The organism is Mangrovicoccus ximenensis (assembly GCF_003056725.1).
Classification (GTDB): Bacteria; Pseudomonadota; Alphaproteobacteria; order Rhodobacterales; family Rhodobacteraceae; genus Mangrovicoccus; species Mangrovicoccus ximenensis.
Window position 1 is genome coordinate 789,621 of sequence record NZ_QBKZ01000001.1, and the last position, 12,645, is coordinate 802,265.

13 protein-coding genes and 1 pseudogene are annotated in these 12,645 nt (G+C 60.7%); 8 read left to right on the forward strand and 6 right to left on the reverse strand.

Features of this window, described 5'->3' with window-relative positions; translation table 11 throughout:
- Positions 1-18: 18 nt before the first annotated feature.
- Both C7T91_RS38325 and C7T91_RS04390 read right to left on the reverse strand, forming a co-directional pair.
- Positions 19-234, reverse strand: a pseudogene (locus C7T91_RS38325) (shikimate dehydrogenase); the annotation flags it as partial.
- On the reverse strand, positions 231-830 hold the full coding sequence (locus C7T91_RS04390; RefSeq protein WP_108258138.1) for a Maf family protein: 600 nt from the start codon (positions 828-830) through the stop codon (positions 231-233). The gene C7T91_RS04390 and the pseudogene C7T91_RS38325, both read right to left, overlap by 4 nt.
- Before the next feature lie 392 nt (positions 831-1,222).
- Between C7T91_RS04390 and hemJ the strand changes: the two genes are divergently transcribed.
- From hemJ to C7T91_RS04425, 7 genes are all read left to right on the forward strand, one after another.
- Positions 1,223-1,678 (forward strand): protoporphyrinogen oxidase HemJ, encoded by a 456-nt coding sequence (gene hemJ, locus C7T91_RS04395; RefSeq protein ID WP_108258139.1) that lies wholly within the window; start codon positions 1,223-1,225, stop codon positions 1,676-1,678.
- Positions 1,679-1,796: 118 nt separating this feature from the next.
- Positions 1,797-3,068, forward strand: a complete 1,272-nt coding sequence (gene rho, locus C7T91_RS04400) for a transcription termination factor Rho (protein ID WP_108258140.1) — start codon at positions 1,797-1,799, stop codon at positions 3,066-3,068.
- Positions 3,069-3,081: 13 nt separating this feature from the next.
- Positions 3,082-4,368, forward strand: coding sequence for a tRNA uridine-5-carboxymethylaminomethyl(34) synthesis GTPase MnmE (mnmE, locus tag C7T91_RS04405; RefSeq protein WP_108258141.1), 1,287 nt, complete (start codon positions 3,082-3,084; stop codon positions 4,366-4,368).
- 2 nt (positions 4,369-4,370) lie between these two features.
- Entirely contained in the window at positions 4,371-6,251 is a 1,881-nt protein-coding gene (gene mnmG, locus C7T91_RS04410) for a tRNA uridine-5-carboxymethylaminomethyl(34) synthesis enzyme MnmG (RefSeq protein ID WP_108258142.1), read from the forward strand.
- A gap of 1 nt (position 6,252) precedes the next feature.
- Positions 6,253-6,867 carry a 16S rRNA (guanine(527)-N(7))-methyltransferase RsmG gene (gene rsmG, locus C7T91_RS04415; RefSeq protein WP_236637974.1) on the forward strand — a complete coding sequence of 205 codons (615 nt, stop codon included), beginning with the start codon at positions 6,253-6,255 and terminating at the stop codon, positions 6,865-6,867.
- The gene (locus tag C7T91_RS04420; protein WP_108258143.1) at positions 6,860-7,675 is read left to right on the forward strand and encodes a ParA family protein; all 816 of its coding nucleotides are present in this window, start codon (positions 6,860-6,862) and stop codon (positions 7,673-7,675) included. The genes rsmG and C7T91_RS04420 overlap by 8 nt, the downstream gene beginning before the upstream one ends.
- Before the next feature lie 11 nt (positions 7,676-7,686).
- Positions 7,687-8,559: a ParB/RepB/Spo0J family partition protein gene (locus tag C7T91_RS04425; RefSeq protein WP_108258144.1), complete on the forward strand. Its 873-nt coding sequence runs from the start codon at positions 7,687-7,689 to the stop codon at positions 8,557-8,559.
- Positions 8,560-8,563: 4 nt separating this feature from the next.
- Here C7T91_RS04425 and C7T91_RS04430 read toward each other — a convergent pair whose 3' ends face one another.
- The 4 genes from C7T91_RS04430 to rph are packed head-to-tail and all read right to left on the reverse strand — an operon-like array spanning position 8,564 to position 11,400.
- Positions 8,564-8,926: a YbaN family protein gene (locus C7T91_RS04430; RefSeq protein WP_108258145.1), complete on the reverse strand. Its 363-nt coding sequence runs from the start codon at positions 8,924-8,926 to the stop codon at positions 8,564-8,566.
- A complete protein-coding gene (gene hemW, locus C7T91_RS04435) occupies positions 8,926-10,089 on the reverse strand; it encodes a radical SAM family heme chaperone HemW (RefSeq protein ID WP_108258146.1) in 1,164 nt (387 codons plus the stop codon). Before hemW ends, C7T91_RS04430 begins: the two co-directional genes overlap by 1 nt.
- A complete protein-coding gene (gene rdgB, locus C7T91_RS04440; protein ID WP_108258147.1) occupies positions 10,082-10,693 on the reverse strand; it encodes an RdgB/HAM1 family non-canonical purine NTP pyrophosphatase in 612 nt (203 codons plus the stop codon). Before rdgB ends, hemW begins: the two co-directional genes overlap by 8 nt.
- On the reverse strand, positions 10,690-11,400 hold the full coding sequence (rph, locus tag C7T91_RS04445; RefSeq protein ID WP_108258148.1) for a ribonuclease PH: 711 nt from the start codon (positions 11,398-11,400) through the stop codon (positions 10,690-10,692). Before rph ends, rdgB begins: the two co-directional genes overlap by 4 nt.
- Before the next feature lie 100 nt (positions 11,401-11,500).
- On the opposite strand from rph, the gene hrcA reads away from it, so the two are divergent.
- Positions 11,501-12,559: a heat-inducible transcriptional repressor HrcA gene (gene hrcA / locus C7T91_RS04450; protein ID WP_108258149.1), complete on the forward strand. Its 1,059-nt coding sequence runs from the start codon at positions 11,501-11,503 to the stop codon at positions 12,557-12,559.
- Positions 12,560-12,645: the final 86 nt, after the last annotated feature.

Below are 12,645 nucleotides of genomic sequence, written 5' to 3' on the forward strand. Positions count from 1 at the left end.
GCGCCGCGCGCCGGCCAGGGCAGCCTCCTTATGGGGAATGGTGACATTGGTGCCGACGAACCCCATCCGCGGCATCGCCGACAGGACATCGGCCAGATCCGCGGCCTCGACCTCGAGCGGAACGTAATGGCCCGACAGCGACTGCACCCGCAGCCAGTGCCCGTGCATCCGCGGCGACTTGCTGTGGCCGACCGGATTGCCGATCACGCCGGCGAGAGGGACATGCTTGCTCATCCGTCGATATCCCCGCGCAGGGACAGCCAGTTCAGCAGCTCCAGCAGCGGCAGGCCGAGAATCGTGAAATTGTCGCCCTCGATCCGCGCGAAGAGGCGGACGCCCTCTTCCTCCAGCTTGTAGCCGCCGACCGAATGGCGGATGCTGTCCCAGTTCCGCGCGAGGTAATCCCTGGCGTAGCTATCCGAAAATTCCCGCATCTGCAGCCGCGCGGTTCCGACATGGCGCCAGAGCGGTTCGCCGTCGCGGCAGACCACCGCCGCCGAAAGCAGCATGTGCCGGTCGCCGCACAGCCGCGCGAGATGCTCCGCCGCTTCTTCGGGCGTCTTCGGCTTGCCCAGCACCTCGCCGCGGTGATCCAGTACCTGGTCGCAGCCGAGCACCAGAGCCCCCGGCCGCTTGGCGCTGATCTTCATCGCCTTGGCTTCCGCCAGCGCATCCGCCATGTCGCGCGCGCCGATGCCTTCCGCTTCGAAGGCCGCCCGCAGCGCTTCCTCGTCTATGCGGGCCGGGATAACCTCGACCTCCAGCCCTGCATTCCGCAGAAGTTGCGCGCGTATCTCGGACCCCGACGCGAGGATCAGGTTGTTCGGCATGTGGATAACCCTGTGACTCCTGTTTTGGAGAATCTGTGGCCGGATACCGGATAAGATCCGGCATGGCCAGACGGGGATAAAATCCACCGGGCTGTCCGCGATTCCCACACTGATTCTGCCGGCTGTGAATTGTCTGCTCCGAGATGTGTGGATGCCGGATCTTGCCGGCGATCATCCCCGGACTTATCCACAGGTCTGGGTAAATTCTGAAAATTAACCCCCGGATAACACGATCAAATTTTCTTAATCGTATCTTAACCCGCCGAATTATCCAAAGTTCTCCACATGTGGAGAACTGCGCGGACAAAATGGCAATCCCCATTATCCACAGGGCCTTAAACAACCTCTTCCTTATCTTTCTCTTTATTTCTATTAGGAAGTTAGGAGGCCCCATGATCGCCGAGTTTCTTGCTTCAGCCTACCCGTGGACAAAGTCCCTGCACGTGATCTCCGTGATTACCTGGATGGCCGGCTTGTTCTATCTTCCCCGCCTCTTCGTCTATCACGCAGAGAAGGTCGGTGCCGGCAACGACACGGACGCACTTTTCCAGACCATGGAATACAAGCTGCTCCGCTTCATCATGAACCCGGCAATGATTTCCACATGGGTCTTCGGCCTCTGTCTGGTCTTCACGCCCGGCATCATCGACTGGAGCATGGGCTGGGTGCACGCAAAGGCCGTTGCAGTCCTGGGGATGACCTGGTTCCATCACTGGCTTGGCAGGCGCCGCAGGGACTTCCAGGAGGGCCGCAACACGCGGACTGGCCGGACCTACCGGCTGATGAACGAATTGCCGACCGTCCTGATGATCGTCATCGTCGTCGCGGTGATTGCCCGTCCGTTCTGATTTGACTCGGGGCGTCTATTTGTATATTTGCGCTCAACAGGCGTCCGCCTGCTGATTCCCCTTATCTATACGGTTGATCCCGCCGAAGCGGTCGATCTCTGAGAGAGCATCCATCTTAATGACCGAAGAACGTCTCAACCTGGCCGATCTCAAGGCACAATCCCCGAAGGCCCTGCTTGCCATGGCCGAGGAACTGGAAATCGAAAACGCCTCCACGATGCGGAAAGGCGAAATGATGTTCCAGATCCTGCGCGAACGCGCCGAGGATGGCTGGGAGATCTCCGGTGACGGCGTGCTCGAGGTTCTGCAGGACGGATTCGGCTTCCTGCGCTCGCCCGAGGCGAACTACCTGCCCGGTCCCGACGATATCTATGTCAGCCCGGACATGATCCGCCAGTTCTCGCTGCGCACCGGCGACACGATCGAGGGCGTCATCCACGCGCCGCGCGACAACGAACGCTATTTCGGCCTCGTGAAGGTGTCGAAGATCAACTTCGAAGAGCCCGAGCGCGCCCGCCACAAGATTGCCTTCGACAACCTGACGCCGCTCTATCCCGACGAGCGCCTGAAGATGGAAATCGAGGATCCGACGATCCGCGACCGCTCGGCCCGGATCATCGACCTGGTCGCCCCGATCGGCAAGGGCCAGCGCTCGCTGATCGTCGCGCCTCCGCGGACCGGAAAAACTGTTCTGTTGCAGAACATCGCGACATCGATCGAGCGCAACCATCCGGAATGCTATCTGATCGTCCTGCTGATCGACGAACGCCCCGAAGAAGTCACCGACATGCAGCGCTCGGTGAAGGGCGAGGTCATCTCCTCGACCTTCGACGAGCCGGCGACGCGTCACGTGGCGGTCTCCGAAATGGTCATCGAAAAGGCCAAGCGCCTGGTCGAGCACAAGCGTGACGTCGTTATCCTGCTCGATTCCATCACCCGCCTCGGCCGTGCCTTCAACACTGTCGTCCCGTCCTCGGGGAAAGTGCTGACCGGCGGTGTCGATGCCAACGCGTTGCAGCGGCCGAAGCGCTTCTTCGGTGCCGCGCGGAACATCGAAGAGGGCGGGTCGCTCACGATTATCGCGACCGCGCTGATCGACACCGGATCGCGCATGGACGAAGTCATCTTCGAAGAATTCAAGGGCACCGGCAACAGCGAGATCGTGCTCGACCGCAAGGTCGCGGACAAGCGCGTCTTCCCGGCGATGGACATCCTCAAATCCGGCACCCGGAAAGAGGACCTTCTGGTCGACAAGGCAGACCTGCAGAAGACCTATGTCCTGCGCCGCATCCTGAATCCGATGGGCACGACTGACGCCATCGAGTTCCTGATCTCGAAGCTGAAGCAGACCAAGTCGAATTCCGATTTCTTCGACTCGATGAATACCTGACACGGAGCCGGCCATGGATACCATCTATGCCCTGGCCAGCGGCCAGGGAAAGGCGGGCGTGGCCGTTCTGAGACTTTCGGGGCCGGACGCGCATCGGGCATGCCATGCGCTTGCCGGTCGCCTTCCGCCGCTGCGCCAGATGAGCCTTGCCATCCTGCGGGACCGGAAAGGCGATGTTCTGGACCAGGCATTGGTTGCCATCTTTCCCGACAAGCAGAGCTTCACCGGCGAGCCGGTCACCGAGCTGCATCTGCATGGCAGCCCGGCGGTTGTGTCCGCCGTGATGCGTGAAATCTCCGAACAGGGGCTCGCGCGCCTAGCGCTGCCCGGGGAATTTACCCGCCGCGCTCTGGAAAACGGACAGCTTGACCTAACGGAGGTTGAGGGCCTCGCGGACCTGATCCAAGCCGAGACCGAAGCACAACGGAAACAGGCCCTGAAGGTCATGTCCGGTGCGCTTGGCGACAAAGTCAACCGTTGGCGCGAAGCGCTTGTGCATGGCATGGCGCTTATTGCTGCCAGCATCGATTTTGCCGATGAAGAGCTTCCTGCTGAGATCGTCGCGGAAGCGCGCCGCATCTTCGAAGAGGTGCGCACAGAGCTGTCCGCCGAGATTGACGGGATCTTCGCTGCGGAACGCATCCGGGATGGCTTTCTCGTTGCGATTCTCGGTCGTCCCAATGCAGGAAAGTCGACGCTCCTCAATGCGCTTGCCGGTAGGGAAGCCGCGATCACGTCTGATATTGCCGGAACGACCCGCGACGTTATTGAAGTTCGCATGGACATCGCCGGCCTTCCGGTAACGATGTTGGATACCGCCGGTCTTCGCGAGGGGGGGGACGAGATTGAGCGGATCGGCATCGAACGGGCGCTGATCCGGGCTGCAGATGCGGATCTGAGGATCGTTCTTGTCGATGACAGGGGGCTGCCGCCCGGACTCCAGCTTGCAGAGGATGATCTCGTTCTTCGCTCGAAATCTGATCTTGAGGGGAGTTCCGATGGGATTTCCGGAAAGACGGGGCAGGGCATCTCCGAACTCCTCGATCATGTGGCAACGCGCCTGGTTTCTGCCGCATCCCAAGCCGGCTCCGCAAGCAATGACCGGCACCGCTTTGCCATGTCTGGCGCGAAAACGGCTTTGGAATCAGCGCTTCTTGAGCTAGAGCATGGAGAGGAACGGACGGAGTTTCTCTCGGAACATCTGCGGCAGGCGGCGCGGCACTTGGACGAGTTGATTGGCAAGGTTGATGTCGAGGACATGTTGGATGATATCTTCCGGAATTTCTGCCTCGGCAAATAGGAGTGTTTCACGTGAAACATGGCGAGTTTGATGTAGTCGTGGTCGGCGGTGGCCACGCCGGAACCGAAGCCGCCTATGCCGCGGCGCGCATGGGGGTCCGGACGGCGCTTGTCACCCTGAAATTTGGCAACCTCGGCGTTATGTCCTGCAACCCCGCGATTGGCGGTCTGGGAAAAGGGCATCTCGTTCGGGAGATTGATGCCATGGATGGCATCATGGGTCGCGTTGCCGATGCGGCCGGCATACAATTCCGACTCCTTAACCGCCGCAAGGGGCCCGCCGTCCAGGGTCCGCGAGCCCAGTCAGATCGGAAAATTTACCGCGAGACCATGCAGGCGATGCTGTCTGCGACGCAGAACCTCGAGATCATCGAAGGCGAAGTCACGGATTTCCTGATGCAGGGGACCCGTCTCTCTGGCGTGATGCTCGCTGATGGAAGCGAATTGCGATCGACTTCCGTGATTTTGACGACCGGGACGTTCCTGAACGGGATCATCCATATCGGAGACCAGCGGCAGTCGGCAGGACGCATGGGCGAAAAACCCTCGATTCCGCTGGCAGAACGACTGAAATCCTTCGATTTGCCGCTCGGTCGTTTGAAGACGGGCACGCCGCCACGTCTTAACGGAAAGACGATTGCTTGGGAAAAGCTGGAAAGTCAGCCGGGCGACGATCAGCCGGTGATGTTCTCCTTTCTCAACCGCAAACCCCTGGTGCGTCAGATTTCTTGCGGCATTACGCATACAAATGAGCGGACCCACGAAGTCATCCGGCAAAACCTGGCACGCTCCGCGATGTATGGGGGGCATATTGACGGAATCGGACCGCGGTATTGCCCGTCGATCGAGGACAAGGTCGTGCGCTTCGCCGACAAGACGTCTCACCAAGTTTTCCTTGAACCGGAAGGCCTGGACGATGATACGGTCTACCCGAACGGAATTTCGACGTCTTTGCCGGTGGACGTCCAGGAACTCTATGTCCGTTCGATGGAAGCACTTGAAAACGTGGAGATTTTGCAGCCAGGATATGCGATCGAATATGATTTCGTCGATCCTCGTTCTCTTGATCTCACCTTGGCGCTCCGCGATGTTCCGGGCCTGTATCTTGCGGGGCAGATCAATGGGACAACCGGCTATGAAGAGGCCGCGGCCCAAGGAATGGTTGCAGGTCTGAACGCAGCCGCTCGCGCTCAAGACCGTGAGAAAATCCTGTTCTCCCGTGCTGAAAGCTATATTGGCGTCATGCTGGACGATTTGACGTCACGCGGCGTAACTGAGCCATATCGAATGTTTACATCTCGTGCTGAGTTCCGCCTGAGCTTGCGTGCGGACAATGCCGATCAGCGCCTGACACCGAAGGCGATGGCGCTCGGTTGCTGCAGCGAAGGCCGCAAGGCAGCTTTTGAACGCAAAATGGAGCAACTTTCCGAAGCCAAGACGCTTTTGAATGCGAAATCTTGGACCCCACGTGAATTGGCCGAGCACGGCTTCGATGTCAGCAAGGATGGCAACAAGCGGACGGCTTATGATCTTCTGGCTTATCCTGGCGTGACTTTCGAGAAGGTTCTTCCGCTTGCGGATGGGGCAGAGAACTTGAAGACGGAGATCCGTGTTCAAGCTGCGACAGATGCTCTTTATGCTCAGTATGTCGAACGGCAGAAGAAGGACGCAGCAGCGCTGAAGAGAGATTCCGAACTGGAGATCCCCGATGGGTTTGATTTCGAGGGCCTGTCGGGCCTGTCTTCGGAACTGAAGGGCAAGCTTGTGCGCCAAAAACCTCGGACGCTGGCGCAGGCTGGAAATATCGAAGGAATGACACCAGCTGCTCTGGTGCTCCTGCTGTCCAAGTTGCGCCAGGCCAGTGTGAAAAAGAAGGTCGGCTGAAGTGAAGATATCGTCTTCGGATCTTGCTGTTTCACGTGAAACACTGGAGTTGTTGCAGCTCTATCAGGAGCTTCTTGAGAAATGGAACAAAAAAATCAACCTGGTCGCTCCCGCGACCATTTCTGACAGCTGGAACCGACACTTCCGTGACTCCCTGCAGGTTTTCGGAATGATCCACTCTCCGCCCCAACAGTGGTGTGATTTGGGTTCTGGCGCAGGTTTTCCGGGATTGGTTGCGGCAATTGCAGCAAAAGGGGAAGGATGGACGACAAAATTCATTCTGATCGAGTCCGATCAGCGAAAATGTACGTTTCTAAGAACTGTTTCACGTGAAACAGGCGTGCCGGTGGAAATCATTTCTGACCGCATAGAGCTCTCGCCGCCTCAGTATGCTGACGTCGTTTCAGCTCGTGCTCTGGCTCCGCTTCCAAGACTTCTGCCTTGGGTCAAACGCCATCTTTCAGGCAATGGAACTGCGATCCTGCCGAAAGGCCGGACGTATCTGCAAGAACTTGATGAAGTTCGGGGCAATTATGCTTTTTCTCTTGAAATCCATCCGAGCGCGGTGGATTCAGAGTCTGTCCTCCTGAAGCTCGAGAGTATCCGTGATGTCTGAATTTACCAAACCCCGCATCATGGCCGTGGCCAACCAGAAAGGCGGGGTGGGCAAGACGACGACGACGATAAACTTGGCTGCGGCCTTGGCGCGTCTCGGACAGAATGTCTTGATCGTGGATCTTGACCCCCAAGGCAATGCGTCGACCGGATTGGGAATTGATCCTGACCGTCGGGCCATGTCGACTTACGATTTGCTCATTGAAGGAAAGAGCGCCTCCGAAATCGTGGTCCCGACCGAGGTTCAGGGCGTGTTGATTGCTCCGGCGACAACTGATCTCAGCTCCGCGGATATCGAGTTGGTAGCGAATGAGCGGCGCAGCTTTTTGCTGAAGGATGGCTTGTCCGATCCGGCCATCGATCGATTTGAGCTCGATTATATCCTGATTGATTGCCCGCCATCTCTCAATCTTCTGACCGTGAACGCGATGGTTGCAGCCGACAGCATCCTCATTCCGCTGCAAAGCGAGTTTTTTGCGCTCGAGGGGCTGTCGCAACTGATGTTGACGATCCGTGAGATCCGCCAGGCGGCGAACCCGGGGCTTCGCATCGAGGGCGTCCTTCTTACCATGCACGACAACCGGAACCGTCTGGCACAGCAGGTGGAGCGGGATGCCAGGGATACTTTGGGTGAACTTGTGTTCACAACGATCGTTCCGCGGAATGTGCGGGTCAGCGAAGCACCATCCTTTGCGATTCCGGTCATCGACTACGACCCGCAATCCAAGGGCAGCTTGGCCTATCAGGCTCTGGCTGACGAAATCATTGCACGCTATCAAGGCATGACTGCCGCCCCAATCGAGGCTTGAGGAGAAACCGGATGGAAAAGCGCGGACTGGGACGTGGGTTGTCTGCTCTCATGGCGGATGTAGCGCTGCAGGAGCCAGCGAGAAACGATGCCGGGCGCAATGCCGAGACCATGGTGCCTGTGGAAACGGTTGCTCCGAATCCCGATCAGCCGCGGCGCCAGTTCCGGGAAGAGGATCTGGCTGACCTCGCCGCTTCGATTGCGGAAAAGGGGGTTCTCCAGCCGCTGATCGTGCGGCCGAATCCCGGTGGCTCGCCCAAGTACCAAATCGTTGCAGGCGAACGTCGCTGGCGTGCGGCGCAGCGGGCGCAGGTTCATGCCATTCCGATCATCGTTCGGAATTACACCGACACGGAGATGCTGGAAATTGCGATCATCGAGAACGTGCAACGCGCGGATCTGAACGCAGTTGAAGAGGCTTTGGGATATCGTCAGCTCATGGACAAGTTCGGTCATACCCAAGAGCGTCTGGCCGAGGCTCTCGGCAAGAGCCGCAGCTATATCGCGAATCTGTTGCGGCTGCTGCAGCTTCCTGACGATGTGCTGGGCATGTTGCGTGACGGGCTTCTGAGCGCGGGCCATGCGCGCGCGCTGATTACGTCCGAAAATCCGAGTGATTTGGCGAAGATCGTCGTCGACAAGGGTTTGTCCGTTCGGGATACCGAACGTCTCGCGAAGATGACGGCGGAACAGGCGCAGCGTCCGAAACCAGCCAAGGCTGAAAAGGATGCCGATACCCGGGTCCTCGAGCAGGATCTGTCGAATACACTGGGCATGAAAGTCAGTGTCGATCACAAGCCCGAGGCAAAAAATGGCCAAATGGTGATCAAGTACAAGTCTTTGGATCAGCTGGATACGCTGTGCCGTCTGCTGTCGATGAGCTAAGGGCTTAGCGGCTCGGACGGCTCGGACGGCTCCACAGGAAGAGCATGACGAAGCAGAGGACGACTGCCTGCAGGATCAATGCCCGGACGGGAATGGACAAGGCGATCGAAATTGCGAGGCTTGCAACGATGGTTAGCGTTGCAAGCCTTTTTGCTTTGAGGGAAATCGCGCCGTGCTCGTTCCAGTCACGGATGCTGCGCCCATAGGTCGGATGGGTGATCAGCCAGTTGTGCAGCCGGGGCGAGGATCGGGCGAAACAGAACGTCGCCAGAAGCAGGAAGGGCACGGTCGGCAGCAGCGGCAAGGGAACGCCGAGCATTCCCAGAGCCATGAAAAGCAGGCCTGCCGTGAACCAGATTGCCCGCATCAGCCGGTCATCAGCCTCCGCAGAATCTCGTTGAGAACGAGACGGCCGGAAGCTGTGCAGGCAAGAATATGGTTTTTACAGGAAACCATTCCCATCTCTTCCAGCTCGGACAGGATTCCCGCGTCGAGATGATGGCCGAGCCGCTCCAGGCGGCGCAGATCGGTGCCCTCGGCAAGACGCAGGCTCATCATCAGATACTCTTCCGCTGTCTCGGTCATGGTGAGGACGCTCCGCGCCGTCTCGCCGCTTCCGGTCTTGTTGACCATGTCGAGCCAACGCGCGGGAGCAAGTTCGGTTTCCGTTGCCGTGCGGCCTTCTGAAAGTCCGAGCCGTCCATGGGCGCCGGGACCGATCCCGACCCAATCGCCACCTTGCCAATAGATGCGGTTGTGGCGGCTCTCGCTGCCCGGCCGCGCATGGTTGGAGATCTCGTAGGCCGGCAGGCCGGCCGCGTCGCAGATCTCCTGCGTGGCGTCATACATGTCGGCAGCGGTGTCGTCTTCGGGCAGGTCCCTTAGCCGGCCGGCGGCGAAGCGGTCGCCGAAGGCGGTGCCCGGTTCGATCGTCAGCTGGTAGAGGGACAGATGATCAGCCGCCATATCTAGTGCTTGCTTCAACTCATCACGCCACATGTCGAGAGTTTGGCCCTGACGCGCGTAGATCAGGTCGAAGCTGACGCGGTCGAAGTTCTGGCGTGCGATATCGAAGGCCTTGCGGGCTTCGGCGGCACTGTGAAGCCGTCCCAGCCGCCGTAGATCGTCGTCGTGGAGCGACTGGACGCCCATCGACAGCCGGTTCACGCCGGCCTGGGCATAGCCGGCAAAGCGGCTGGCTTCGACCGAGGTCGGGTTGGCTTCCAGCGTGATTTCGGGGTCGTTCACCATGGGCCAGAGCCGGCGGATCTCGTCGAGGATCGCGGCGACGGTCTCGGGGTTCATCAGGCTGGGGGTGCCGCCCCCGAAGAAGACGGTCGACAGGATGCGCCCGGGGGTCTCGGCCGCGGCGCGGCGCAGCTCGCTCAGATAGGCGGCGGTCCAGGCGCTCTGGTCGATGGTGGCGGCGACATGGGAATTGAAGTCGCAATAGGGGCACTTGGCGGCACAGAAGGGCCAGTGCAGGTAGAGGCCGAAGCCGGCCTCCTGCCATGTTTCGAGTTCAGCCAAGGGCTCCGGCCTTCAGTTTGGCGAAGGCATCGGCGCGGTGGCTGATGCGGTTCTTCTCGGCTTGGTCCATCTCGCCAAAGGTAATATCGTACCCTTCCGGGATGAAGATCGGGTCATATCCATGGCCCTGCTCGCCGCGCATCGGCCAGTCGAGCCGACCTTCGGCCTTGCCTTCGTAGAGTTCGTCATGGCCGTCCGGCCAGGCGATGCAGAGCGTGCAGCAGAAGCGGGCGGTGCGGGGATGCGCGGCGCCTCGCTCCTCCAGCAGGTCCCAGGTCTTCTTCATGGCCATCGGGAAGTCGCGGCCGTCCGGGGTCTCCGCCCAGTCGGCGGTATAGACGCCGGGTGCGCCGTCCAGTCCGTCGACGCAGATGCCGCTATCGTCGGACAGGGCCGGCAGGCCGCTTTCCTTCGCGGCGAAATGGGCCTTGATCCGGGCATTGCCGGCAAAGCTGTCCTCGGTCTCGGCCGGCTCGGGCAGGCCGAGATCGCCGGCCGAGACGACCTCGATGCCATAGGGCGCCAGCAGCGCCGCGATTTCCTTCAGCTTCCCCCTGTTGTGGGAGGCCAGGCATATCTTCTTTTCGGTCAGCTTCCGGGTCATGCCAGCGCTGCCTTCTGGGCGTCGACCAGCGTCTTGCAGCCGGCTTCGGCCAGGTCCATCAGCGTGCTCATCTGGTCGCGCGAGAAGGTGGCGCCCTCGGCGCTCATCTGCACTTCGACGAGCCGGCCCGCGCCGGTCAGGATGAAGTTGCCGTCGACGCCGGCTTCGCTGTCTTCCGGGTAGTCGAGATCGACGAGCGGCTGGCCGGCATAGACGCCGCAGGAGACGGCGGCGATATGGTCGAGCATCGGGTCGGAGGTGCAGATGCCGGCCTTCATCAGCTTGTTGAAGGCGAGGCGCAGCGCGACCCAGCCGCCGGTGATCGACGCGCAGCGGGTGCCGCCATCGGCCTGGATCACGTCGCAGTCGACCACGATCTGGCGTTCGCCGAGCGCGACCCGGTCGACGCCGGCCCGCAGGGCGCGGCCGATCAGGCGCTGGATTTCCTGGGTGCGGCCCGACTGGCCTTTCTTGGCTTCGCGCTGCATCCGGCTGTGGGTCGCGCGCGGCAGCATGCCGTATTCGGCGGTCACCCAGCCCAGTCCGGTGCCTTTCAGGAAGTGCGGCGGGCGGTCCTCGATGGTCGCGGTGCACAGCACATGGGTATTGCCCACCTTGATCAGGCAGGAGCCCTCTGCATGGCGCGTCACGCCGGTTTCGATCGTCACGGGGCGCATTTCGGCGAGCTGTCGGCCAGAGGGTCGCATCGGTCTTCCTTTCCTGGGTTGCCGCAGCCATATCTGCGGCACATATGTGATTTCAAGGCCGATTGACGCCTCATCACGGAGCCGGCAAGCTCGACCAGACATGAAGACCGACATGACCTCAATGCCCGACATGAATGCCCGCTCGCGGGAAGTGTTCCGACGCGTCGTCGAGGGCTATCTCGAAACCGGCGAACCGGTCGGATCGCGCACGCTCACCCGCTCGATGGAAGAGAAAGTCAGCGCGGCCACCATCCGCAACGTGATGCAGGACCTCGAGTTCATGGGGCTCCTCAACAGCCCCCATATCTCGGCCGGGCGGATTCCGACCGAGCTGGGGCTGAGGATGTTCATCGACGGCTTCATGGAGGTCGAGAACCTCACCGACATGGACCGCATCGCGATCGAATCGACGGTGGGCGAGGCCAAGGGCGATGTCGGCTCGATGCTCGACAAGATCGGCTCGGCGCTCTCGGGGGCGACGCACGGGGCGAGCGTAGTGCTGGCGCCCAAGCAGGAGGCCCCGGTCCGCCATATCGATTTTGTCAGCCTGGCGCCCGACCGGGCGCTGGTGGTGCTGGTGATGGCGGACGGCCATGTCGAGAACCGGCTGTTCAGCCCGCCGGCCGGCGTGACGCCGAGCGCGATGCGCGAAGCCGCGAATTTCATCAACGCGCTCGCGGAGGGCCGCACCTTGGCGGAGCTGCGCCAGGTCATGGAAGCCGAGATGAAGCTGCGCCGCCGCGAGATCGACGTGCTGGCCCAGGCGCTGGTCGAAAGCGGCCTGGCGGTCTGGGCGGACGAGGGCTCCGACTCGGAACGGCTGATCGTGCGGGGCCGCTCGAACCTGCTGGACGGGGACGCAGCCGATCTCGACCGCATCCGCACGCTGTTCGACGACCTCGAACGCAAGCGCGACATCGCCGAATTCCTCGAGCTGGCCGAACAGGGCGAGGGTGTGCGCATTTTTATCGGGTCCGAGAACAAGCTTTTCTCACTTTCGGGTTCCTCTTTGGTGGTCTCTCCTTATATGAACGCTGATCGGAAAATCATCGGTGCGGTCGGGGTCATCGGGCCCACGCGTCTCAACTACGGGCGCATCGTGCCGATCGTGGACTATACGGCACAGCTGGTCGGGCGCATCTTGTCCGGCCGGGGATAAGAGGAGAGATCATGGCGGATCCGAAGAAGGACAAGGGCGCGTTCGAGGACATGTCCGGGACCGGAGACGGCGACACCATCGACATC

What these genes read in the sequence shown, in the direction of transcription:
- rph (WP_108258148.1), bottom strand. Translation starts at nt 11,400, where the DNA reads ATGCGACCCTCTGGCCGACAGCTCGCCGAAATGCGCCCCGTGACGATC.
- C7T91_RS04425 (WP_108258144.1), top strand. Translation starts at nt 7,687, where the DNA reads ATGGAAAAGCGCGGACTGGGACGTGGGTTGTCTGCTCTCATGGCGGAT.
- C7T91_RS04420 (WP_108258143.1), top strand. Translation starts at nt 6,860, where the DNA reads ATGTCTGAATTTACCAAACCCCGCATCATGGCCGTGGCCAACCAGAAA.
- hemJ (WP_108258139.1), top strand. Translation starts at nt 1,223, where the DNA reads ATGATCGCCGAGTTTCTTGCTTCAGCCTACCCGTGGACAAAGTCCCTG.
- mnmE (WP_108258141.1), top strand. Translation starts at nt 3,082, where the DNA reads ATGGATACCATCTATGCCCTGGCCAGCGGCCAGGGAAAGGCGGGCGTG.
- hrcA (WP_108258149.1), top strand. Translation starts at nt 11,501, where the DNA reads ATGAAGACCGACATGACCTCAATGCCCGACATGAATGCCCGCTCGCGG.
- C7T91_RS04390 (WP_108258138.1), bottom strand. Translation starts at nt 830, where the DNA reads ATGCCGAACAACCTGATCCTCGCGTCGGGGTCCGAGATACGCGCGCAA.
- rho (WP_108258140.1), top strand. Translation starts at nt 1,797, where the DNA reads ATGACCGAAGAACGTCTCAACCTGGCCGATCTCAAGGCACAATCCCCG.
- rdgB (WP_108258147.1), bottom strand. Translation starts at nt 10,693, where the DNA reads ATGACCCGGAAGCTGACCGAAAAGAAGATATGCCTGGCCTCCCACAAC.
- C7T91_RS04430 (WP_108258145.1), bottom strand. Translation starts at nt 8,926, where the DNA reads ATGCGGGCAATCTGGTTCACGGCAGGCCTGCTTTTCATGGCTCTGGGA.